The sequence below is a fragment of the Nesterenkonia sp. DZ6 genome (assembly GCF_022565835.1).
GTDB lineage: Bacteria > Actinomycetota > Actinomycetes > Actinomycetales > Micrococcaceae > Nesterenkonia.
Map to the genome: position 1 here is coordinate 820,634 of NZ_JAJOYW010000001.1, position 21,317 is coordinate 841,950.

The following is a 21,317-nucleotide window of genomic DNA, read 5'->3' on the forward strand; positions in this document are numbered from 1 at the left end:
ATTCTCCTGCGTTCCGCCGAGATCTCCCAAGCTGCGAGCCGGACGCAGAAGCGTTCTCAGCAAGGCGAGTGCGCTAGAGTCCCCACATGGTTGCTCAGAGAAACTATGTCATCAGCAATGCGCACATCCTGCCCATCAGCGGTGAGCCCTTCGACGGCTCCCTGGTGGTCACTGAGGGCCGGATCGCGGCCCTGGGGCCCGCTGTGGACCATCCTGCCGAGCATGAGGTCATCGATGCCGCCGGCGGCTGGGTGCTGCCGGGACTCATCGATGCCCACGTGCACCTGGGGGTCCATGAGGAGGGCGAGGGCTGGGCCGGCGCCGATGTCAACGAGACCACCGATCCGGTGACCGCGGCCGTGCGCGCCCTGGATGCGATCAACCCGGCGGAGATCGGCTTCGCCGACGCCCGGGCCGCGGGCATCACCACCGTGAACGTGAATCCGGGGTCGGCCAATCCGATCGGCGGGCTCGCTGTGGCGCTGAAGACCCAGGGGCGGATCGTGGACGAGATGGTGCTGCGCTCCCCCTCGGGCCTGAAGTCAGCCCTGGGTGAGAACCCCAAGCGGATCTATGGGGAGCGCAAGCAGACCCCGAACACCCGGCTCGGGGTCGCGATGACCATCCGCAAGGCCTTCACCGAGGCCAGGAACTGGCAGGCCAAGGACCCGGCGGACCGGCCCGGGGATCTCGTCTCCGAGGCGCTGGCGCTGGTGCTCGACCGCAAGATCCCCTGGCGCCAGCACTGCCACCGCGCCGATGACATCGCCACCGCGCTGCGCCTGGCCGATGAGTTCGGCTATGAGCTGGTCCTGGATCACGGCACCGAGTCCTATAAGCTCGCCGACGTCATCGCCGATCGCGGCATTCCGGTGCTCTACGGGCCGATGATCGTCTCGCGCTCCAAGGTGGAGGTCCGCGACCGCAGCCCCAGGGCCCCGGGGATCCTCGCCCGCGCCGGGGTGAAGGTCTCGATCATCACCGATCATCCCGTGGTGCCCATCGAGTTCCTGATCCATCAGGCGGCCCTCGCGGTGCGCGAGGGCATGGACCCGGTCGAGGCGCTTCGGGCGATCACGATCAACCCGGCCGAGGTGCTCAGGGTGTCAGATCGAGTGGGGACCTTGGAGCCGGGCAAGGACGCGGACCTCGCGCTCTGGTCCGGAGATCCGCTGGACACCAGGAACCGGGTGCTGCACACCTGGATCGACGGAGCGCTGGTGTTCTCGCACGAGCCCGCCGAAGCCTCGGCCTGAGCCTCCGCGCCGGCCTGAGTCTGCGCGCCGCGGCGAATCCCGTCTCGAGCCACCTGCGGGCGCCTCCCACCGCGCCCGCAGACGGGCGGGACCTGGTGGCTGGACCCTGAGGGTGTTTGACTGGGCGCATGACTGAACCCCTCTCACCTCCCGATTCCGAACAGCCCCTCGCTCCCTCGGGATGCACCACCGGAACCCACGCGCAGATCACCGGTCGGGTGCAGGGGGTGACCTTTCGCGCATCGACGAAGGCCGAGGCCGATGACCTGGGACTGATCGGATGGGTCAGAAACACCGCCGACGGCGCGGTGGAGCTCCTGGTCGGCGGCGACGGTCCAGCGGTGGACGCGCTGCTGCGCTGGGCCGGGAAGGGACCCGAGTCCGCCGAGGTGACCGAGGTGCAGCAGCGTGAGGCGACCGAGGCGGATCTCGCCTCGCTGCCGCAGGCAGGCTTCGAGATCCGTCGCTGACACCAGCACCTCCCTCCCAAGGCGCATCGCTGTGCGACGGATTCCCCGACAGCCCTCAGGAAGCGACGGATGCGGCTGCGCGTCCCGCGGGAGACCCCAGATGCCCGCGGACGGGCTGCTGGTCCGCAGCCGGCGCGGTGAGTCCCAGCTCCTCCGGCAGCGCGGCCGCTTCGCCCAGCAGATGCTCGGCGAGGAAGCCCGAGACCACCTGGTACCAGATCTTCGCGTGCGCAGGGCTGAGCACCCAGTGGTTCTCGTCGGGGAAGTAGAGGAACCGGTGTGCGCTGTGTCCGTCCTCATCCGCCGGCAGCCCCGATTTCGCGAGCAGCTCGTACCAGAGCCGCAGCCCCTCCCCGATCGGCACCCGGTAGTCCTTGTCGCCATGGATGACCAGCATCGGGGTCACGATCTTCTCCACATGCAGATGCGGTGAGTGCTCCGCGGCCATCCGCTCATCGAGCTCGTTGCGCCAGTACGAGGCCAAGTCCGTGGTGGAGCCGAACTGATCCAGCGCCCACAGCGAGGCATGGGTGACGATCGCGGAGAATCGGTCGGTCTGCCCGGCGATCCAGTTCGCCATGTACCCGCCGAAGGAGCCGCCCATCGCGGCGGTGCGCGTCGGGTCGATGTCCTTCCGCGCCTCGGTGGCGTCGGTGATCGCCATCAGATCGGTGAAGGGATGTCCTCCCCAGGAGTTCCAGCCGCGCTGGATGAAGTTCTGCCCATAACCGGTGGACAGCGCCGGGTCGGGCAGCAGCACCGCGTAGCCCTGCTCCACCATCAGCCAGGGGTTCCACCGCCAGGTCCAGGCGTTCCAGGAGTTCAGCGGCCCGCCGTGGATCCAGAGCAGCAGCGGTGCCGGCTGCTCCGTCGAGGCGGAGGCGGGAAGCGCAAGCCAGGCCCGCACCGGCGCACCGTCGGCCCCGGTGGTGGTGACCTCGGTCAGCGTGCCGGGCAGCTCCGGACGCACATGGGGATTCTGCAGCCGCGCGGCCTCCCCCGTGCTCAGGTCGATCGAGACCACCTCCTCAGGGAAGGCGTAGCTGGAGCGCACCCCGTAGGCGGTGTGACCGTCAGGGGCCACGACGACGGCGGAGTAGGTGGCGTCCTCGGTGGTGACCTGCTCCACCGCACCGCTGGTGGCGTCCACGCGGAAGACCGGACCGCGTCCGCCCTGGTCGGCCAGCGCGAGCAGTCCTGAGCCGTCCGGCAGCCAGGCCGCGGGGGTGAGCCACAGGTCAGCGTCCTCGGCGAGCCGGGTCAGCGCGCCGGTGTGCAGGTCCAGAAGGTGCAGCTGCGGCTGCGGGGCTCGCTGCGGCGTCGGCTGGGCAGAGCGCACGACGGCGGCGCTAAGCCCATCGGGGCTGATCCCCCCGGCGCTGAAGGTGTACCCGGGTTCGTCCGCGATGATCCGACGCTCACCGGTGGCGGTGTCCACCACCGCCAGAGCGGTGCGCTGACCGGCCCGGACTTCGGGCACGACGACGCTGATCAGCGCGACGGTGCCATCCGGGCTGACCTTCACGTCTCCGCCGAAGCGAGCTCCGAGACCCTCGGTGAGGTGGCGAAGGCTGGCCTGCTCGGAATCCGTGGGGAGGGCCGCGGCGTCGGCCGTGGACTCCAGGGCGAACAGGCTCGGGCGGGCCGGGCCGAGATCGTGGTCCCAGAAGCGGATCGGGTATCCGGTGTGCAGGATCGCCTTGACCGAGGCCTCTTCGCGCTGCCGGTGCAGCTGCTCGTGCGCCTCCTCGGAGCCGGCCCCGGGGAGCAGCGGCGCGGTGAGCAGGATGGTGGACCCCTGCTGGGCGCAGTGCGGCTGACTCACGCCACCGGCGCGTCGACTGACCAGCACCGATTCACCTCCGTCCGCGGGGAGCCTGTACAGGGCGGAGCTCTTCTCCTCGGGCTTCTCCCCCGGGCGGTCCGAGGTGAAGTAGAGATCACCTGTGGCAGAGAACCCCGGAGCACCCTCGCCCTTGGGGCTGCGGGTGAGCCGGCGGGCGGGACGGGCGCCGCTGGGGTCGATCTCCCAGAGCGCACCGGTGTAGCCATCACCTGCGGTGTTGACCGTGGAGACGGTGGTGACCAGCCGGGACCCGTCGGGGCTCAGCGTGAGACCGCCGAGGCGGGGATGGGTGACGAAGTGGTCCAGGTCGGAGAAGATGCTCGAGCTGTGCTGTGTCATGGTGCTGTTCTACCAGCGACCGCCAGCATATGGTTGCATTGTACAACTACCGGCGTGGTGGACAGCGCTACCCTGGTGCTGTGACTTCTGACGCGACCCCCGAGACGACTCCTGCGACGACCTCTGCGATGACCTCCGGACCCGCGATCGGCCCCGACGGTCTGCCCCGCACACCCTGGGCGCTCGGCAGCGAGATGATGCTGCGCTACTACGACACCGAATGGGGGATGCCGATCCGTGCCGAGCACGGCCTCTTCGAACGGCTGAGCCTGGAGGGGTTTCAGGCCGGCCTCTCCTGGTCCACCATCCTGGTCAAGCGGGAGAACTTCCGTGCCGCCTTCGCCGGGTTCGATCCCGAGGTGGTCGCGGACTACGCCGAGGAGGACATCCTGCGGCTGCTCGACGACGCCGGGATCATCCGTCACCGCGGGAAGATCACCGCGACCATCGGCAATGCCCGGGCCACCCTGGCGCTGCGTGACCGCGGTGGCCTGTCCGCGCTGATCTGGTCCTACAAGCCCGAGCAGACCCCCGTGCCGCAGACGATGGAGCAGGTGCCCACCCGGTCAGAGGAGTCAGAAGCCCTGGCCAGGCGGCTCAAGGCGGAAGGGTTCCGGTTCGTCGGACCCACCACCGCGTTCGCCCTGATGGAGGCCATCGGGATGGTGGACACCCACCTGGTGGGCTCGCACCGCCGGGGCGCCTCAGGGATCGCCTTCACCAACCAGCCCGGCTGAACCGGACGGCGCCGACCAAGAGGGATGATGCAGCACTGAGTCAATGCGGGCGCTGGAGCTCGATGACCCGGTCCATGTCATCATCCGGTGCGAGCCGGTTCCGATCCACCTGTCCGCACCGGGTGCAGCGGTGGAGCAGCAGGAAGCCCTTCTTGCCGGTGTGGTCCACCCCGATGGGTTCCATCGCCGCCCCACAGTCGGCGGCGCGATCGCCCGGGGTGATGTCCACATGCCGGGAGTACAGGCAGCGCGGGCAGTGGTTCCGGTAGCTGCCGCCGAGCTGTCTGGGAATCGGCTGCCCGCAGTGGATGCAGTCGAAGCCGGTGTTCTCGGCCTCCCTGCTCATGCCGTGGGCGCGCTCTCTCCGGCGTCGGAAGTGGCCTCGGCCGAGAGCGCGTGCTGAGCCATCGCGGTGGAGTACATGCAGACCGTGGCCGCGGTGGCCACGTTCAATGATTCGGCAGCTCCGAAGAGCGGGATCGCCACGCGGTGATCGGCGAGCTCGCGCTCAGCGTGGGTCAGTCCGTGGGCCTCGTGGCCGAACAGCCACAGGGTGGGGGCTGCAGGGTTGGCCAGCTCGGCGAGCTGGGTCTCACCCCGGCCATCGGCGGCGAGCACCTGGAAGCCCTTGGCGCGGGCCGCCTCGGTCAGGTCGGCCGGTTCGACCCCGGTGAAGATCGGCACGTGGAAGTGTGAGCCCGCGGCGGAGCGGACGACCTTGGGGCTCCACGGATCCACGGTCCCCGCCGAGAGCACGACGGCGCCGGCGCCGGCGGCATCCGCGGTGCGGATGATCGTGCCGGCGTTGCCCGGGTCCTGCAGCCGAAGCATGGCCGCGACCTGCCCGGCACCCTGGGCGATCTGCTCGAGCTGGGCGTCCAGAGCTTCTCGCTGGGTGGAGACAGCGGGGATGCGGCAGACCGCAAGCATGCCCTGGGAGGTCTCGGCGTCGCCCATTGCGCGCAGCGCCTCCGGAGTGGCTTCGCGCAGAAAGACCCGGGCGTTCGAGGGCAGCTGGGTCTCGGGGTTGAAGAGCACCCCGCGCATCCGGTCCAGCAGCGCGAGCACATCGGGGTGGCGCTCCAGGGCTGCGGGATCGAAGAAGAGAGCGTCCAGTTCGGGGAAGGGCTGCGGGCCCTGTTCCTGCTCCCACTGGCGCAGCCAGATCGTCAGCGCCTCGCGGACCGGCTGGGGCCCCTCGGCCAGGAAGAGTCCCTGCTTGTGGCGCGCGGACCGCCCGGCAAGAGCCGCCACGCGGCGGACGCGGTCAGACTTCGGGTTGTCGACGAGCTCGGGGTCGATGTGCTGGGACATGATTCTCTCTTCTCCTGCTGAATGGACTGCTCATGCATCTCGGGGTGCTCATAGGTTCAGCACGGTGGAGCAGGTGCTGCGTGAATGGTGCTTCGCCAGCGGTGCTGGCACACAGAAGGCGCCGCCCCCGGTGAGGAGACGGCGCCTTCTGTCACACTGCGTCGAGTCAGACTCGAGCGGCGTTGACGTCCTGCGGGAGCGCCTTGCGGGCGGTCTCGACCAGAACGCCGAATGAGTTGGCGTCGTAGACGGCCAGCTCAGCAAGCATGCGACGATCAACCTCGACTCCAGCGGCCTTCAGGCCCTGGATGAAGCGGTTGTAGGTCATCCCGTGCGAGCGGGCAGCGGCATTGATGCGCTGGATCCACAGGCGGCGGAAGTCACCCTTGCGCTTCTTGCGGTGCTGGTAGTTATAGACGTACGAGTGCAGCAGCTGCTCTTTTGCCTTGCGGTAGAGGCGTGAGCGCTGTCCGCGGTAGCCGGAGGCCCTGTCTAGGACCTTGCGGCGCTTCTTATGGCCATTGACGGCCCTCTTTACACGTGCCACGTGATATCTCCTTGAGTCTTAAAGTCTTCGGTGATGAAAGTGCTGAGGCTCAGATGCCCAGCATCCGCTTGATGCGCTTCTCGTCAGCCTTGGTGACCAGTTGGTCCCCGGCCAGGCGGCGCTTCAGGCGTGAAGACTTGTGCTCCAGGTAGTGGCGACGGTTGGCCTGCTGGCGCTTGAGCTTGCCAGAACCGGTCAGCTTGAACCGCTTCTTGGCCCCGCTGTGGGTCTTCATCTTCGGCATGGTGCCGTTCTCCTTATGTCGTTCGGACCTGCAACGCCTGTGCTCTCCAGCGACGAGCCGAAGCTCATCTGCTGACGCGGCGGCGCAGAGGTGGGTCATCGACGCGCGGCCGAGGCTGCTCTCGCAGCGACGGAGATCCACGCATCAGACCCCTTTTGGGTGGTGGCGACAGCACCTTGCAGCGCTGCCACACAAACCAGCGCACCAGTCTACGTCATGAGAATGGTGCGCGGGTTCACCGTGAGGAGAGAAGGCCTCTAGAGGTTCTTCAGCTCATCCGGCAGATAATCGGCCATGGAGTTCGAGAGCGGGGTCGCGTCCTTCTTCTCCGTGGGCAGGCGCTCCGCGTTCTTCCGCGAGCGGCGCTCGTTCTTCACCTTGGGAGCCTCGGCCTCGGCGTCAGCCTCGGTCGGCTCCTCCTTCTTGGCCTGGTTCTTCGCCATGGCCTTGGCCTCGGCCTTGGTCTTGAGCGGACCGACGACCATCACCATGTGGCGGCCGTCCTGGCGCGGGGAGGATTCCACGGCGCCGAGGTCGGCGACGTCCTGGGAGAAGCGCTGCAGGAGCCGAACACCCATCTCGGGGCGCTGCTGCTCACGACCGCGGAACTGGATCATGGCCTTGACCTTGTCGCCGGCATCGAGGAAGCGACGGGCGTGACCGACCTTGGTGTTGTAGTCGTGGTCATCGATCTTCAGCCGGAAACGGACCTCCTTGAGCACCGTGGTGCTCTGGTTCTTCCGTGATTCACGAGCCTTGACCGCTGCCTCGTATTTGTACTTGCCGAAATCCATCAGCTTGCAGACGGGAGGTTTGGCCTGGGGCGCAACCTCTACCAGATCCAGATCGGACTCAGTGGCGAGACGCAGGGCGTCTTCGATGCGCACGACGCCCACCTGCTCCCCCTGGGGGCCGACAAGGCGGACTTCTGGTACGCGGATGCGTTCGTTGATGCGTGGTTCGCTGATCTGTCTAGCTCCTGTTGTGAGGAATTCGGTGAATGGGGAGTCACCGGCCAGTGCGCCCAATGAGCTCAACTGGGAGGTGATCGCCGTGTTGAGTGCGTTTAGCGCGGCCGATGAGACTGTGACAAGCTTACCAGCATGCAGAGTGAGCAGAATAACCACGCCGAGAATCCCGATCTCGCCCAGGCGGTCAACCAGCGGTCCCGCGACATCTCCGAGGTGCCCGCGGTGGAGCTGATCAACACCGTCGCCGTGCACCTGATGAGTGCCGCCGCGGTCAAGACCGGCCTCGCCGATGACCCCAAGGCGGAGGAGCTCAAGGACCTCGATGAGGCCCGCAAGCTGATCACCGCCCTTGCAGGTCTGATCACCGCCGCCGCCCCCGAGGTCGGCTCGACCCACGCCGCGCCGCTGCGCGACGGGCTGCGCTCGCTCCAGCTCGCCTTCCGCGAAGAGTCCACCGTCCCGGATGCACCCGGGAAGGGTCCCGGCGAGAAGTGGACCGGCCCGGTCAACTGACCCTTTCATGAGAACCAGATGAGATCAGGATGAGAGAACTCGGAAGAGACTCTCATCCTGGTCTCATCGTTGCTTCACCTGCGGTGACCAGAGTGGTCTTCCATGAGCATCACCGCAGTCCTCTATTCACACGACTCAGTCGGACTGGGCCACGCCCGCCGCAACCGGGCCCTCGCCCACGCCCTCGCCGCAGACCTCCCGCGGCTGACCGATCAGCCGGTGCGCGGACTGCTGATCGCAGGGCATCCGGACGCGACCGCAGACTCGCTGCCCCAGGGCTGGGACTGGCTGGTCCTCCCCGGGTTCACCCGCACCGCTGAGGGCTACGCCTCCAGGAACCTCGATGTGAGCAATGAGCGGCTCTCCTCGCTGCGCCGCTCCACCGCTGCCGCCGCCATCAAGGCCTTGTCCCCGGATCTGTTCATCGCAGATCGGCACCCGTTCGGGGTCGACGGGGAGCTGCTGGACTCGCTGGCCTGGCTGCGTGCCCAGGGCACCCGCTGCGTGCTCGGCATGCGCGAAGTGCTGGACTCCCCCGCTGCCGCTCGCACCGAATGGGCCCGGATCGGCGGAGCATCTGCCGCCGCGAAGTTCTATCACGCGGTCTGGGTCTACGGGGATCCCCTGATCTACAACCCGATCACCAGCGGTGAGATCCCTCAGCCGCTGGCAACCCGGACCCGGTTCACCGGCTACCTCAGCCACGGGCGCCCCACCGACGAGCTCTCCGACTCCAGCGTCCGTGCTCGTGAGCCCTATGTGCTCTCCATGGTCGGCGGAGGCTCCGACGGCGGTCGGCTTGCCCTGGCGGCCGCGCAGGCTCGGGTCCCGGCCGGGCATCGACACATCATCCTCACCGGACCACAGATGCCCCTGGGTGACCACACCAGCGTGGAGCGCGCCGTCGCTGCCTCCCCAGACTCCGCCAACATCCAGGTCACCCGGCTGGCACCGCATGTCCCTGCGCTGGTGCGCGAGGCCGCCGCCGTCGTCTCCATGGCGGGGTACAACTCCACGGCCGAGATCATGGCCACCACCACCCCAGCGCTGCTGGTGCCTCGGGCCACCCATCGGGCGGAGCAGCCTCGCCGAGCTCGGGCGCTGGCCGCCGTGGGCGCCGTCGACACCCTGGCCGCCGGGGAGCTCAGCGCAGCCGCGCTGAGCCGGTGGCTCGGCGACGCGGTGACCCGGCGCAGCGACCGCGGCGCGGTGGACCTTGACGGGCTGACCCGGATCGGAGCGCTGGCGGTCGCGGAGCTGGCGCTCGGACCCGCGGCGGTGCGACGCGCGGCTGCCGGTCACACCCAGCAGCCCGCACCCGTGACTTCTCCCGCGAGCGCTGCAGCCGCTGCTCGTGCCCACGCGCCGTCCCCGGCGCCCTGCGCCGCCACACCCCTGACTCCCCAAACTGCCGAAGCGAGGTCCGATTCTCATGTCCGTTGAGCACACCGTCGAGACAACCCCCGCACCGACCCATGACCCGTGCAACGGCACGCCCGCGGTCCCGCGCGATCACGTGGTCGGGTATGTGCTGAAGATGTATCCGCGCTTCTCGGAGACCTTCATCGTCTCGGAGATCCTGGCCAGGGAAGCCGCCGGTGAGCAGATCGTGATCTTCTCGCTGCGGCCGAGCACCGACGCCCGCTTCCATCCGGAGCTGGCCCGGGTCAAGGCTCCGGTGATCCAAGTGCCGCGCAGCTCCACCTCCTCGAAGCTGTGGGCCCAGCTGGCCCTGGCCGCTGCGTCCCCCGCCTTGGCCCCCGGGCTGCAGCGCAGCCTTCCGGAGCTGCTGGCCGCCGGACACGACGACGCACAGCAGGCCGTCGGTCTGGCCCATGCCGCCCACCAGGCGGGAGTCACTCACCTCCACGCGCACTTCGCCTCGATCGCCACGACGGTGGCGCGGCTGGCCGGCCGGATCAGTGGTCTGCCGTATTCGTTCACCGCCCATGCCAAGGACATCTTCCATGAGGACGTGGACCAGCATGAGCTCCAGGCGAAGCTGGCGGAGGCTCATCACGCGATCACGATCTCCGGCTACAACCTCGACGACTTGCGCACCCGATTCCCTGCGGCGGCCCAGCGGCTGCATCTGGTGCGCAACGGCCTGGAGCTCTCTCGCTTCCCCTTCACACCGAATCTCGGAACTCAGCCTGCCCCAGACCCCAGCCTCGAGAGCCCACCGCGTCCTGCCCGACTGCTGGGCATCGGCCGGCTGGTCGAGAAGAAGGGGTTTCATCTGCTCATCGAGGCGGTGGCCAGGCTGCGCGACGAGGGCCTGGACGTGCAGGCCGACATCGCGGGGGACGGGCCCCTGGCGAATCATCTGCAGCAACAGATCGACGACGCCGGGCTGAGATCCTCGGTGCGCCTGCTGGGGCCCTGCACCCAGCAGGAGGTGGCTGAGCTGCTGGGCTCTCATGACGTCTTCGTGGCCCCGTTCGTCATCGGGGCCGATGGGAACGCCGACGGCCTGCCCACCGTGCTGCTCGAAGCCATGGCGCGCGGCATCCGCTGCGTGGCCGCCGAGGTGACAGCCGTGGGCGAGGTGGTCCGCCCCGGTGAGACCGGGTGGCTGGTCCCCGCCGGGGATGTCACTGCCCTCACCGCCGCGGTGGCCGAGGCGATCACGACCGACCCGGGGCATCTGCGCATGCTCGAGGCCGGGCGCACCCTGATCGAGCAGAACTTCGACTCCGCCGCTCAGTCACGCCGGCTGCAGGCCCTGGTCAGCGATCCCGCGTCCCCTGCGGCGCAGAACCGGCTCGCCGCAGTGCAGGAGCCGGTATGAGGATCGGCTACCTGCTCGCTGACCCCGGCATCGGTCTCTTCGGCTCCAAGGGCGCGAGCGTGCACGCCCAGGAGATGATCCGCGCGTTCAGGACACTGGGTCACGAGGTCACCGTCTTCTGCACCAAGCGCGGCGATAAGCACGATGACCCCACCACCGTTTCGGTCCCCGCGGATCTCGCGGACCTGCCGGTCTTCGTGGTCCCGATCTCCGGGAGCGAGGGTGCTGCCGCCCGGGAGGTCGCCGTCGGCCGCACCGCCGCCAGAATGGCCGACCTCGCTGTCGAGGGCGACTTCGATCTGCTCTACGAGCGGTACTCCCTGTTCTCAACCGCCGGCGTCGAGGCCCGAGGGCGCAGCACGGCCCGGCTGGTGGTCGAGGTCAATGCTCCATTGCTCACCGAGCAGCAGCGGCACCGCAGCCTCCACGATGTGGCATCCGCAGAACGGTCCACCCGGGAGACGTTCGCCCAGGCTGACCTGCTCTCCTGCGTCTCCGCGCCGGTGGCGGACTGGGCGCGGGGGATGCTCTCCGCGGAGCCCCACGAAGGGGCTCCGCCGGTGCGGGTGACCCCGAATGGAGTGGATCCGGCACGGTTCTCCGCACGGCGCCCTGACCTGCGACGCACAGATGCAGGGACGACTCAGCAGGACACCGTGACCATCGGGTTCCTCGGCACCCTGAAACCCTGGCACGGCACCGACCTGCTGCTGCGCGCGTTCGCCCAGGTCCTGGAGCGCAGACGTTCCCAGGCTCTCGGCGCGGATGCGCCCCAGCCGGATCTGCGGCTGCAGATCATCGGCGGCGGACCCGAACGAGAGCGCCTGGAGTCCCTCTGCGCCGAGCTGGGCATCGGCGAGCGCGTGGAGTTCAGCGGATCGGTGGCCCCGGCACGGGTGCCGCGGCTGCTGTCCGGCCTGGACATCGCGACCGCTCCATACCCCGCCACCAGCACGCGGGACGAGCACTACTTCTCCCCGTTGAAGGTCTACGAGTACCTGGCCGCCGGGGTGCCGGTGATCGCCTCCGCGCTCGGTGAGCTGACGCGGCTGCTCGAGGGCGGCTCGGCGGGAGCGTGCGGGGAGACGGTTCCGCCCGGTGACCCTGACGGACTCGCGCAGGCGCTGATCCGGTTGGTCGAAGACCCCGCGCGGCGTGCCCGGATGGGGACCGCCGGGCGCAGCCTCGTGGAGCACGAGCACAGCTGGGTGCAGCGCGCACAGGACCTGCTCGCGGAGCTCCCTGCCCTGGAGGTGACCAAGCGATGAGTCGACGATCCGACGCCAGGTCCTCCCGCACGCTGCACCGCCGCGGGGTCATGCGCACCTTGCGCATGGTGCTGCCGCACCTGGGAGAGCACAAGCTCCTGATCGCCCTTGGACTGCTGGCACTGATGGGCGACGTCGCGTTCCGCGTGCTCGAACCGTGGCCGGTGAAGTTCGCCGTGGACGCAGTCTCCGAGGCGCTGGGGGCCCGGGTCGAGGAGACCATCGACTCCAGCCACAACGTGGAGGGGATGATCATCTTCTGGGCGTTCGCGCTGGCGCTGATCGTCGGCGGCCGGGCGATCTGCAACTACGCCTCGACCATCGCCTTCGCCAAGACCGGGGTGAAGGTCGCCGCGAGACTGCGCAGCAGGGTCTTCGACCACATCCAGTCGCTCTCGCTGCGGTATCACTCCAAGGCCTCCATCGGTGACACCTCCCAGCGACTCGTCGGGGACATGGGCCGGCTCCAGGAGGTCGCCGTGACCGCGGGTCTTCCCATGGTGGGAAATCTGCTCACCCTGGTGACCCTGCTGATCGTGGTGCTGATCCTGAACCCGCTGCTCGCGCTGATCGTGATCCTCACCGGCGTCGGATACCTGCTGGCGAGCAGGGTGCTGAGCCCGAAGATCACCTCGGCCTCCCGCTCCACCCGCAAGGGTGAGGGCCAGCTGGTCGGTGATGCCGCCGAGGCGCTGGGCGCCATCCGCGTGGTGCAGTCCTACGGCCTGGAGAAGACGGTGGCCTCCGGCTTCGCCGCCGGCAACGCCAAGGCGCTCAAGGCCGGTATCCGGGCACGGAAGCTCGCCGCCCGGCTGGAGCGCTCCACCGATCTGCTGGTCGGCATCGCGACCGCTGTGGTGCTGGGCTTCGGCGGTTGGCAGGTGCTCCAGGGGTTCATGACCCCCGGGGACATGGTGCTGTTCCTGCTCTACCTCAAGATCGCGATGAAGCCGCTGCGCGATATGGCGAAGTACACCGGCAGGATCGCCCGCGCCACAGCCTCCGGTGAGCGCATCGCGGATCTCCTCGACGAAGAGATCGAGATCCAGGACCCCGAGGATCCGCTGCCGCTGGGACGCGCCTCTGGAGAGCTGACCTTCTGGAACATCAGCGCGAACGACCATCGCGGCACGCCGTTGTTCGAGACGCTCAACCTGAGCATCCCGGCGGGTCAGCGCGTGGGGCTGCTGGGGCCCTCCGGCGCGGGGAAGTCCACCCTGGCCGGGTTCCTCCTCCGCCTCGCCGATCCGGAGGCCGGCTCGGTGCTGGTGGACGGGTACTCCGCGCGCAACGTCACCCGAGCCGACCTGCGGCGCAACATCGCGATCCTGCTCCAAGAATCGGTGCTCTTCAGCACGTCAGTGCGAGAGAACATCCGCTACGGCCGGCAGGACGCCACCGACGTCGACGTCGAGGAGGCGGCCCGGCGGGCCGGTGCCCATGACTTCATCATGGCGCTGCCCGAGGGGTATGAGACCGAGCTCGGAAACCGCGGGGACACGCTCTCCGGCGGGCAGCGTCAACGCGTGGCGATCGCCCGGGCGCTGGTCCGCGACGCGCCGATCATCCTGCTGGACGAACCCACCACCGGCCTGGATCCCGCCTCACGGGGAGTGGTGGAGAACTCGATCCGCGAACTGACCCGCGGACGCACCACGGTGGCGATCACCCATGACCTCAGCATGATCCAGGATCTGGACCGGGTGCTCTGGCTCGAGGCCGGACGCATCCACGAGGACGGCACCCCCACGGAGCTGCTCGCCGATGCACACTCGCGGCTGGCGCAGTGGGCGGCCACCCAGCGCAGCGCCGCAGACTCCGGGGCCGGGACAGCGGAACAGCTAAATCCACCGGATCCGACCGCGGCTGCGGGTGGGACTGAGTCAGCAGAGCAGACGGTGCCGACGGACAGGACAGCGCAGGTGAGTCGATGAGCCAGCCTCACACAGAATGGACCGCCGCCGATGAGGCTGCCGCTCAGGCGTCGCGCATCCCGGGGGCCCGCACGTTGCTGGACCCCCACGCGCTCTCGGAGCTGCTGGACCAGCCGGCCACCATCACCCGGGTCAGGATCAAGACCGGACATTCGGTGGTCGCCGCCTTCACCACCGACGACGCCGAACCCGGGTGGGCGATGCTCACCGTCCACGAGGACAAGCTCAACAAGGCCCGACAACGGGCAGCCGATGCTGATGGGCTGGCGCGGTTCTGCGTGCACTCGGAGCACCCGCCGCATCTCTTCAGCGGGAGCCTGTGGGCAGACCCCGTGCTGGGCAAGGACCTCACCGAGGCGCGCCAGGCGTTGAACGGTGCGACGGCTGCCGAGGCGCCCTGGAAGATCCTGCGATACAACCCTCGTCGACGGGTCGTGGCCGCGGTGCCGCCCACCGGTCCCGGGCACGGCGAGAAGATCCTGCGGGTCGCCGCCAGGGGCACCGCCCCTGCGTTGTCGACGGCTCAGCGCTGGCGAGAGCTGGGCCTGCCGCTGGTGCGCAGCACCCCGGTGGGCGGGCGCGGCACCGCCACGAGTGCGCCGCTCTGGGGTTGGGCCGACCTGAGCAGCAGCGCGTATGCTCCGGCCGCGACCACGGCGGGGGCGGCTCTGGGCCGGCTGCACCGGCACACCGCCGGATCGCGGCGAGACCGTCTTCCGATCCAGCCGAGCGGTTCTGCGAGCGCCGTCGCCGCCATCGCGCCGTGGCTTGCGGATGCCGCCTGGGGCCTGGCGGACCGGGTTCGCGCCGCAGTCGACGCGCTGCCCCCGGGCCCGGACTCGGAGCTGCACGGGGATCTCTCCCCCGATCAAGTGGTGATGGCCACGCCTGAGAGTCACAAGATCAGACTGATCGACTTCGACCGCTCCGGCGTCGGTGATCCGATGCGCGATGTGGGCAGCTGGGCCGCCTCCTGCCGCCGGCTGCGGCTGGAACCGCTGATCAGCTCTTTCCTGGAGGGCTACTGCGCGGACGAGGCTCCTGACCTGCGGCGGATCGCTGTCTGGGAGGCCTACGCCCAGCTGAGCTCCGTCACAGATCCGTTCCGGCACCGTGAGCCCGAATGGGCTGACCGGATGCAGACCACGCTGAGCCTGGGCGAGGAGGCGCTGAAACGATGACCAGACTCCCGATGACGAACTTCCAGCTGCCCCCCACCGTTCTCACCGACCAGGGCCGGCCGATGCGTGTGACCCGGGCCTGGCCGCGCCCAGAGCAGGCAAGGCTCTCCTTGGAATGCGAGGACGCAGGCCAGCGCCGCGCCGGTATCTGGGACGGTGCCAGCGCAAGCCTGCAGCCGCTGGGCGCCGATGCTCGGCTGGCCGACCTCGAGGAGTTGGCCCGCGGCGGCGTCGTCGTCTCTCACCGACCCGGAAAACGGGCGGTGGTGCGGCGCGAGGACCAGTTCATCAAGGTGGTTCGGCGCGGCCGCACCCGAACCATCCTGGACGGGATCGAGCGGGCGGACGCGTTCACCGAGTACTTCCGCACCCCCGCGGTGCTGGCGCACACCCGGTCCACGGTGACCTTCGGCGCGCTGGAGGGATCCAGCCTGCACGAGCCGAGAAGGCTGGGTCCGCAGCGGTGGGAACGAGCCTGGGCCGAAGTGCTCAGCGCCTGGTCCCGGTCGGTCTCCTCCTCCGCCGCCGAGGCTTCCAGCAACGGGGGTTCCGACCTCCCCGGCATCCCGGAGCACTCGGCGGATCAGGAGATCGTGGTGCTGGCGCACTGGGCCCGGCTCGTCGAACCCTTTGTCCATCCCGCAGACCAGATGTGGCGCAGCGTCGAACGCATCAGCGAAGACCTCGCGCAGCTGCCTCAGGGGCAGCTGCGCCCGGCCCACCGCGACCTGCACGACAAGCAGCTGCTCTGGAGCCCGCAGAACGGACCGGGACTGCTCGATGTGGACACCGCCTGTCTGGCAGATCCGGCCCTGGACCTGGGCAACCTGCGAGCCCATGCTCGACTGCGGATGCTCCAGGGCATCTGGGAGCGGCACGCAGCCAGGACGGTGGTCAGCGCGGTCGACGCGACGGCGGCGCGGCTGAAGGTGCCGGGCAGGTCCTTGGCCGTCTATGAGCGTGCCGCGGTGCTGCGTCTGGGATGCGTCTATGCCGTGCGGCCGGCCTACGTCGAGGTCGCAGCCGCGATGCGGGCCCACGTGGCGCTGCCATAGCGAGCCGCACCCAGTCGCAGCGCTGAGGGAAGATGAGAATCTTCTCATCCTGGTCTCACGCCTCGCTCACCATGCAACACGATCATGGAAGATGAGATGAGGAGCCGCTGGTCGGCGTCGAGCAGAGAGGACCTGCGCATCATGAACAGGCAGACAGGCTGGATCATCACCGGGGCCCTGAGCATCGCGGCGCTCGGCGGCACGGTGGCCGTGGCTGAGCTCAGCGGTCCCGACCAGACACAGGATCTCGGCGACGCCTTGGAGGTGACCGGTGAGAGCGAGTCCGCCTCCTCCACCGATCGGTCTACCGATTCCTCCGCCGGCGAGCCGGCTCGCGCCGGCTCAGCACCCTCCGCCACGTCGCCGACCTCAGCACCCTCGGCGGCATCGGCCGAGGAGTCCGCTTCCCGGAGCCCCGCCGCCGTCACCCCGGCACCGCCTTCGACCTACCAGCAGCCACCGCTGGAATCAGCATCCTCTTGGTCCCCGGTCAGTCCGCTCTCCCCGGAGAGCTGGTCCCCGGTGACCCCGGTCAGCTGGTCCCCGGTCTCGGCCGTCAGCTGGTCAGCCGCGTCAGCGGCCAGCTGGTCCCCACCCTCGGCCCCGAGCTGAGTCAGTCTCTCCCCGCCTCAGTGCGGCCGGCCGCGTCAGACGTCGAGCCGATAGCCGACTCCGCGCACGGTCTGGATCGCCCCGGCACCGATCTTCGCACGCAGGTATCTGACGTAGACGTCCACCAGGTTCGATCCCGGATCGAAGCTGTAGCCCCAGACCCGTTCAAGCAGCTGCTCGCGGGAGAGCACCTGTCCGGGGTGGCGCATGAAGGTCTCGGCCAGGGCGAACTCCCGGGATGAGAGGTCATGCTGCTTCTGCGCCACGGCGATCCGCCGCCCATGCAGATCCAGCACCAGCGCGCCTACGGTCAGCTTGGTCGGCTCCTCCGCCGAGCCTCCGCGCAGCCGCAGCCGGATCCTCGCGAGGAGCTCATCGATGCTGAACGGCTTCGGCATGTAGTCATCGGCCCCTGACTCGAGTCCGGCCACGGTGTCGGCCGGGGTGCTGCGGGCTGTCAGGATGATCACCGGCGCTCCGAAGCCCTGACCGCGCAGTCGTCCCAGCAGGCGCAGCCCATCCTCATCGGGCAGCCCGAGATCGAGGACCGCGAGGTCCACCGAGTTGTTCAGCGCGTATTCGAACCCCTCCGACGCCGAGGCGCCGCGCAGCACGGCGTAGCCGGCCGCGCGCAGTCCCTTCTCGACGAAGGACGCGATCCGGTCCTCATCCTCGATGAGCAGAATCTGGGTCATCCATGGCTCCTTGTATCGATCGGCAGCGGCGCGGTGGCGTCGTCGTCGGGGGTCTGTTCGGCGTCCTGGCTCGGCTCCCGGATGTCAGCGGCGCCGCTGTCGCGCGGGATGACCACGGTGAAGCGTGCGCCGACGCCGGGCGCGGACTGGAGGTCCACGCGCCCACCGTGCGCCTGCGCGATCGCGGCCACGATCGGAAGCCCAAGGCCAGATCCAGGTCTGGAGGTGTCGGTGCGCCCGAAACGGTGGAAGATCCGCTCCTGGTCCTCCGCAGCGATTCCCGGTCCCTGATCGCGGACGAAGATCCGGATCTCTGTGGCGGTGAGCTCCGACCCCAGCGCGATCACCGAGCCGGGAGCGGAGAACTTCACCGCGTTGGCCGCCAGCTGCAGCCAGGCCTGGGTCAGCCGCTCGCGGTCCACCCAGGCGGCGCCCTCGACGCGTGACTCCACGATCCAGCGGTGCCGGCCCAGGGCGAGCGCCTTGTCATAGACCTCGTCGGTCAGCGTCCCGATATCGGTGGGCGCGCGCTGCACGAAGCCCGGGCGACCGGCCTGGGCGAGCGTGGTGAGGTCATCGATCACACGGTTCATCCGGGTCAGCTCGTCCAGGGTCAGCTCGCGGGTGGAGGTCACGTCCTGCCGGTCACCGGCGTCGAGGACCTCCAGGTGTCCACGCACGATGGTCAGCGGGGTGCGCAGCTCATGGCTGACGTCGTGGATGAGCTGGTCCTGGGCCTGGAACGACTCCTCGAGCCGGTCGAGCATCTCATTGACAGATTTGGTCATCTCGGTCAGGTCGTCCCTGCCGGTGACCGGGATCCGTTCGGAGAGGTCTTCGCGGCCGATATGCCGGGCGGCGGAGGCCAGCACTCCCACCGGGTGCAGCAGTCGTCCGGCGATCGCGCCGCCCACGATGGCCACCACGCCCAGGGAGAGCAGCGCCACGGCGGCATAGATGAGAAAGCCCTCGGCGAAGACCCTCTTCTCTGCGGTGATGTCATAGGCCATGACCAACGCGCCCACCTGCGGCTCCTCCGCGGTCTCGGTCGACTCGTCAGCGGCGGGATCTGGTGCGTCGGGGTCCGGGGCGTCTGCTGCGACGTTCCCCTGTACCGGGACGATCGCCGTGCGGTAACTGGTGGTCGCAGTCTCGATGGTGACCACGGTGGCCCGTTCGCTGAGCGCATGGGACTCCAGGGCGCGCAGCAGCTGCTCGTCCTCCTCCAGCCGCACCGGGGTGACCGGCGAGGTGAAGGCCACCTCCCCATCCACCAGTCCCACGATCCCTTCATTGCGGGTCGGGATGATCCGCTCCATCGCGGTGCGCACCAGCTCCGCCGGGGAGCTGAACGGCTCACCGGTGCCGGGGTCCACGCCGACCTCATGCAGGACCCGGAACTGTTCGGCGTCGGCCGCCAGCTCGGCGTCGATGCGCCCTTCAACCTGCGCCTGCTGGATCGCGAACGCGGTGTAGCCCGAGACTGCCAGCGCCAGCGCCGCGAGTCCGACGACCGCGGCGAGGATCCGCGCCCGCACGTTCAGCGGGCCCGATCGCCATCCGCGGGGCACACTGCGCCGTGGGCCCGGGACCTCGGCGGACTCCGGACCTGAGTCAGCATCAGGCTGGCGTGAGTGGCTCATCGTGTTCAGTTTCTCATTCAGATCGCCTTGAAGAGGCCCTTCATCGATGAGAGTTCTTTCATCTGTGTGCGAGAGGATGGCGCCATGGCTGAGCATCAGGTGCGCGGGGATCTGCTGGGCGTGCTGCGCGGGCCCGAGGCCGAGACGCTGCTGCGGCAGTCCCTGGACACCTCCGGCATGGAGATGCGCAGCTGGGAGCTGGAGCAGATCTACGCCCGGCCCGGTGCCGAGATCTCGGCCCGGTACCGAGTCCAGTGTGCCGCTCCCGGCGCCGAGGCCCCGACCGGGCCGACCGCGGCCGCCGAGCGCAGGGAGCTGACCGTGGTGGCCAGCACCGTGGCGCTGACCCCGCAGCAGCGCCGCAGCATGGGCGCAGTCCGGGCCGACTCCCTCCAGGGCACCGTGCACCTGTGGGTGCACCCGGTGGACCCGGAGCTGCCGGGGCTGTTCGTGGTGGAGCACCCCGCCGCCTCCCCCGGGGGTGGTCTGGGCAGCCGCGAGCTTCCGGGCGATGCCGAGCTGGAGTCACGGCTGAGCATGGTTCTCGGAGAACAATGCAGGCTCAAGGGTCTGCAGATGCTGGTGCTTCGTCCCCTGCGCCGGGCCGTCTACCGGGCGTTGGTCTCCTCGGCCCGGGGTCAGCGCGTGGTCTACCTGAAGGTGGTCAGACCCGCGCGGGTGCAGCAGCTGCTCGAACGTCACGGCTGCTCTGTGCTGATCCCGGCCATCGCCGACGCCGGGGACGGCATCCTGGTGATCGACCAGGCGCCCGGGCTGGCTCTGACCCATCACCTCTACCGCCCCACCTCCCAGGCCGACTCCCCGGTCGACATCGTCCTGCCCGACCCGCAGGTGCTGATCAGGGCGCTGGAGACGCTGCGACCAGAGACTCTGAGAATGTCGCCCCGGGTGCCCGCGGCGCAGCGGCTCGACGGTCTCGCGGAGTCTGCCACCGCGGCGGGGGCTGATCCGCACCGGGTGCAGCGGCTGCGCGAGCGCATCGGCTCAGCCCTGCGCGAGACGCCTGGCCCGGTCGTGCCCACGCACGGGGACTTCCACCCGGCCAACCTGTTCCTGGATGAGGCGGCGCAGCACCCGATGGGTCTCATCGATGCGGACACCGTGGGACCGGGCTACCGGGCCGACGACCTCGCCACCATGCTGGGGCACCTGCTGGTGCTGCCGAGCATCGACGCGGAGGGGTACGCCGCAGTGCCGGAGTTCGCGCAGCGCTTCCACTCGCGCTGCCTGATCGACACAGACCGCATGGATCTCGGCGCACGCACAGCGGCGGTGCTGCTCTCCCTGCTGCCGGGGGCGCGCAGCCCTGAGCAGCGCGAGCATCACCTGCACTGCGCGGAGACGCTGCTGCGGCCGCTCAGTCCTGCGGGTCAGCCTCGCTGAGCCAGACCTGCGTGGGACGGATGAAGAGCAGCACCAGCGCCACAGCTGCCGGCGCCAGGACGGCCAGGCCGATGAGGCTGGCGCCTCCGGAGAAGAAGCTGAAGGAGAGCACCACGATCAGCAGCTGGAGCACCATGGCCGGAGTGCGGGCACCCTGGGCACCGAGGAAGATCCTGAAGCCCAGCACCACCATGATCAGCCCGAAGAGCACATAGAGCACCACCAGGGCGATCTGACCGGCGGTGTCCAGCACCTGCGGCGGTGAGGCCACGGCGCCGGCGATGGCGTTGAAGGCCACCGTGAGGCCCTGGACGAAGAGGATCAGGAAGATCACCCACACAGCCAGCGGTCGGGGCCGCGCCTGGACGAAGCGCCGCGGCGGCCGCGGGGCGTTGAAATCCGGCTGGACGGAGTCATCTGAGGCCATATCTCCATTGAACCACCCGCGGACCGCGCGCAGGGCCGCCGCACTCCCGCGCACCGGGCCCTAAAGAGGA

Annotated in this window: 21 protein-coding genes; 12 read left to right on the plus strand and 9 right to left on the minus strand. The window is 69.2% G+C overall.

What is annotated here, in order from left to right; translation table 11 throughout:
- The first annotated feature begins 86 nt into the window (after positions 1-86).
- On the plus strand, positions 87-1,256 hold the full coding sequence (locus LTH93_RS03715) for an amidohydrolase (RefSeq protein ID WP_241470111.1): 1,170 nt from the start codon (positions 87-89) through the stop codon (positions 1,254-1,256).
- A gap of 128 nt (positions 1,257-1,384) precedes the next feature.
- The gene (locus LTH93_RS03720; RefSeq protein ID WP_241463990.1) at positions 1,385-1,726 is read left to right on the plus strand and encodes an acylphosphatase; all 342 of its coding nucleotides are present in this window, start codon (positions 1,385-1,387) and stop codon (positions 1,724-1,726) included.
- Between the two features lie 55 nt (positions 1,727-1,781).
- On the opposite strand, the gene LTH93_RS03725 is transcribed toward LTH93_RS03720, so the two are convergent.
- Positions 1,782-3,911 (minus strand): S9 family peptidase, encoded by a 2,130-nt coding sequence (locus tag LTH93_RS03725; RefSeq protein WP_241470112.1) that lies wholly within the window; start codon positions 3,909-3,911, stop codon positions 1,782-1,784.
- A 128-nt stretch (positions 3,912-4,039) separates the two neighbouring features.
- Between LTH93_RS03725 and LTH93_RS03730 the strand changes: the two genes are divergently transcribed.
- On the plus strand, positions 4,040-4,648 hold the full coding sequence (locus tag LTH93_RS03730; protein WP_241470365.1) for a DNA-3-methyladenine glycosylase I: 609 nt from the start codon (positions 4,040-4,042) through the stop codon (positions 4,646-4,648).
- A 40-nt stretch (positions 4,649-4,688) separates the two neighbouring features.
- On the opposite strand, the gene LTH93_RS03735 is transcribed toward LTH93_RS03730, so the two are convergent.
- The 5 genes from LTH93_RS03735 to infC all read right to left on the minus strand — a co-directional run bounded on the left by LTH93_RS03735 (position 4,689) and on the right by infC (position 7,781).
- A complete protein-coding gene (locus LTH93_RS03735) occupies positions 4,689-4,994 on the minus strand; it encodes an RNHCP domain-containing protein (protein ID WP_241463987.1) in 306 nt (101 codons plus the stop codon).
- A complete protein-coding gene (locus LTH93_RS03740) occupies positions 4,991-5,962 on the minus strand; it encodes a TrmH family RNA methyltransferase (RefSeq protein WP_241470113.1) in 972 nt (323 codons plus the stop codon). The genes LTH93_RS03735 and LTH93_RS03740 overlap by 4 nt, the downstream gene beginning before the upstream one ends.
- Before the next feature lie 166 nt (positions 5,963-6,128).
- Positions 6,129-6,509: a 50S ribosomal protein L20 gene (gene rplT, locus LTH93_RS03745; RefSeq protein WP_058888465.1), complete on the minus strand. Its 381-nt coding sequence runs from the start codon at positions 6,507-6,509 to the stop codon at positions 6,129-6,131.
- Positions 6,510-6,558: 49 nt separating this feature from the next.
- Positions 6,559-6,753 (minus strand): 50S ribosomal protein L35, encoded by a 195-nt coding sequence (gene rpmI, locus LTH93_RS03750; RefSeq protein WP_241463983.1) that lies wholly within the window; start codon positions 6,751-6,753, stop codon positions 6,559-6,561.
- Between the two features lie 257 nt (positions 6,754-7,010).
- Positions 7,011-7,781 carry a translation initiation factor IF-3 gene (gene infC / locus LTH93_RS03755; RefSeq protein ID WP_241464433.1) on the minus strand — a complete coding sequence of 257 codons (771 nt, stop codon included), beginning with the start codon at positions 7,779-7,781 and terminating at the stop codon, positions 7,011-7,013.
- A gap of 75 nt (positions 7,782-7,856) precedes the next feature.
- Here infC and LTH93_RS03760 point away from each other — a divergent pair, with 75 nt between their 5' ends.
- The 8 genes from LTH93_RS03760 to LTH93_RS03795 all read left to right on the plus strand — a co-directional run bounded on the left by LTH93_RS03760 (position 7,857) and on the right by LTH93_RS03795 (position 17,078).
- Positions 7,857-8,237, plus strand: coding sequence for a DUF1844 domain-containing protein (locus LTH93_RS03760; RefSeq protein WP_241463981.1), 381 nt, complete (start codon positions 7,857-7,859; stop codon positions 8,235-8,237).
- Positions 8,238-8,339: 102 nt separating this feature from the next.
- Positions 8,340-9,680, plus strand: coding sequence for a glycosyltransferase family protein (locus LTH93_RS03765; protein ID WP_241470114.1), 1,341 nt, complete (start codon positions 8,340-8,342; stop codon positions 9,678-9,680).
- Positions 9,670-11,028: a glycosyltransferase family 4 protein gene (locus LTH93_RS03770; protein WP_241463978.1), complete on the plus strand. Its 1,359-nt coding sequence runs from the start codon at positions 9,670-9,672 to the stop codon at positions 11,026-11,028. Before LTH93_RS03765 ends, LTH93_RS03770 begins: the two co-directional genes overlap by 11 nt.
- On the plus strand, positions 11,025-12,296 hold the full coding sequence (locus LTH93_RS03775; protein WP_241470115.1) for a glycosyltransferase family 4 protein: 1,272 nt from the start codon (positions 11,025-11,027) through the stop codon (positions 12,294-12,296). The genes LTH93_RS03770 and LTH93_RS03775 overlap by 4 nt, the downstream gene beginning before the upstream one ends.
- Entirely contained in the window at positions 12,293-14,230 is a 1,938-nt protein-coding gene (locus tag LTH93_RS03780; protein WP_241470116.1) for an ABC transporter ATP-binding protein, read from the plus strand. Before LTH93_RS03775 ends, LTH93_RS03780 begins: the two co-directional genes overlap by 4 nt.
- The gene (locus tag LTH93_RS03785; protein ID WP_241463972.1) at positions 14,227-15,411 is read left to right on the plus strand and encodes a phosphotransferase family protein; all 1,185 of its coding nucleotides are present in this window, start codon (positions 14,227-14,229) and stop codon (positions 15,409-15,411) included. Before LTH93_RS03780 ends, LTH93_RS03785 begins: the two co-directional genes overlap by 4 nt.
- Positions 15,408-16,466: a phosphotransferase gene (locus LTH93_RS03790; RefSeq protein ID WP_241470117.1), complete on the plus strand. Its 1,059-nt coding sequence runs from the start codon at positions 15,408-15,410 to the stop codon at positions 16,464-16,466. Before LTH93_RS03785 ends, LTH93_RS03790 begins: the two co-directional genes overlap by 4 nt.
- A gap of 141 nt (positions 16,467-16,607) precedes the next feature.
- On the plus strand, positions 16,608-17,078 hold the full coding sequence (locus LTH93_RS03795) for a hypothetical protein (RefSeq protein WP_241463970.1): 471 nt from the start codon (positions 16,608-16,610) through the stop codon (positions 17,076-17,078).
- A 35-nt stretch (positions 17,079-17,113) separates the two neighbouring features.
- On the opposite strand, the gene LTH93_RS03800 is transcribed toward LTH93_RS03795, so the two are convergent.
- Positions 17,114-17,773 carry a response regulator transcription factor gene (locus LTH93_RS03800; RefSeq protein ID WP_241463968.1) on the minus strand — a complete coding sequence of 220 codons (660 nt, stop codon included), beginning with the start codon at positions 17,771-17,773 and terminating at the stop codon, positions 17,114-17,116.
- Positions 17,770-19,416 carry a sensor histidine kinase gene (locus LTH93_RS03805; RefSeq protein ID WP_241463966.1) on the minus strand — a complete coding sequence of 549 codons (1,647 nt, stop codon included), beginning with the start codon at positions 19,414-19,416 and terminating at the stop codon, positions 17,770-17,772. The genes LTH93_RS03800 and LTH93_RS03805 overlap by 4 nt, the downstream gene beginning before the upstream one ends.
- Before the next feature lie 84 nt (positions 19,417-19,500).
- On the opposite strand from LTH93_RS03805, the gene LTH93_RS03810 reads away from it, so the two are divergent.
- Positions 19,501-20,820 (plus strand): phosphotransferase, encoded by a 1,320-nt coding sequence (locus tag LTH93_RS03810; RefSeq protein ID WP_241470118.1) that lies wholly within the window; start codon positions 19,501-19,503, stop codon positions 20,818-20,820.
- On the opposite strand, the gene LTH93_RS03815 is transcribed toward LTH93_RS03810, so the two are convergent.
- Positions 20,795-21,247 (minus strand): hypothetical protein, encoded by a 453-nt coding sequence (locus tag LTH93_RS03815; protein WP_241463963.1) that lies wholly within the window; start codon positions 21,245-21,247, stop codon positions 20,795-20,797. The genes LTH93_RS03810 and LTH93_RS03815 overlap by 26 nt on opposite strands.
- Positions 21,248-21,317 lie beyond the last annotated feature (70 nt).

Excerpts from the sequence above, each read along its gene's own strand:
- LTH93_RS03715 (WP_241470111.1), top strand. The coding sequence starts at position 87 with ATGGTTGCTCAGAGAAACTATGTCATCAGCAATGCGCACATCCTGCCC.
- LTH93_RS03720 (WP_241463990.1), top strand. The coding sequence starts at position 1,385 with ATGACTGAACCCCTCTCACCTCCCGATTCCGAACAGCCCCTCGCTCCC.
- LTH93_RS03725 (WP_241470112.1), bottom strand. The coding sequence starts at position 3,911 with ATGACACAGCACAGCTCGAGCATCTTCTCCGACCTGGACCACTTCGTC.
- LTH93_RS03730 (WP_241470365.1), top strand. The coding sequence starts at position 4,040 with ATGACCTCCGGACCCGCGATCGGCCCCGACGGTCTGCCCCGCACACCC.
- LTH93_RS03735 (WP_241463987.1), bottom strand. The coding sequence starts at position 4,994 with ATGAGCAGGGAGGCCGAGAACACCGGCTTCGACTGCATCCACTGCGGG.
- LTH93_RS03740 (WP_241470113.1), bottom strand. The coding sequence starts at position 5,962 with ATGTCCCAGCACATCGACCCCGAGCTCGTCGACAACCCGAAGTCTGAC.
- rpmI (WP_241463983.1), bottom strand. The coding sequence starts at position 6,753 with ATGCCGAAGATGAAGACCCACAGCGGGGCCAAGAAGCGGTTCAAGCTG.
- LTH93_RS03760 (WP_241463981.1), top strand. The coding sequence starts at position 7,857 with ATGCAGAGTGAGCAGAATAACCACGCCGAGAATCCCGATCTCGCCCAG.
- LTH93_RS03765 (WP_241470114.1), top strand. The coding sequence starts at position 8,340 with ATGAGCATCACCGCAGTCCTCTATTCACACGACTCAGTCGGACTGGGC.
- LTH93_RS03770 (WP_241463978.1), top strand. The coding sequence starts at position 9,670 with ATGTCCGTTGAGCACACCGTCGAGACAACCCCCGCACCGACCCATGAC.
- LTH93_RS03775 (WP_241470115.1), top strand. The coding sequence starts at position 11,025 with ATGAGGATCGGCTACCTGCTCGCTGACCCCGGCATCGGTCTCTTCGGC.
- LTH93_RS03780 (WP_241470116.1), top strand. The coding sequence starts at position 12,293 with ATGAGTCGACGATCCGACGCCAGGTCCTCCCGCACGCTGCACCGCCGC.
- LTH93_RS03785 (WP_241463972.1), top strand. The coding sequence starts at position 14,227 with ATGAGCCAGCCTCACACAGAATGGACCGCCGCCGATGAGGCTGCCGCT.
- LTH93_RS03790 (WP_241470117.1), top strand. The coding sequence starts at position 15,408 with ATGACCAGACTCCCGATGACGAACTTCCAGCTGCCCCCCACCGTTCTC.
- LTH93_RS03795 (WP_241463970.1), top strand. The coding sequence starts at position 16,608 with ATGAACAGGCAGACAGGCTGGATCATCACCGGGGCCCTGAGCATCGCG.
- LTH93_RS03800 (WP_241463968.1), bottom strand. The coding sequence starts at position 17,773 with ATGACCCAGATTCTGCTCATCGAGGATGAGGACCGGATCGCGTCCTTC.
- LTH93_RS03805 (WP_241463966.1), bottom strand. The coding sequence starts at position 19,416 with ATGAGCCACTCACGCCAGCCTGATGCTGACTCAGGTCCGGAGTCCGCC.
- LTH93_RS03810 (WP_241470118.1), top strand. The coding sequence starts at position 19,501 with ATGGCTGAGCATCAGGTGCGCGGGGATCTGCTGGGCGTGCTGCGCGGG.
- LTH93_RS03815 (WP_241463963.1), bottom strand. The coding sequence starts at position 21,247 with ATGGCCTCAGATGACTCCGTCCAGCCGGATTTCAACGCCCCGCGGCCG.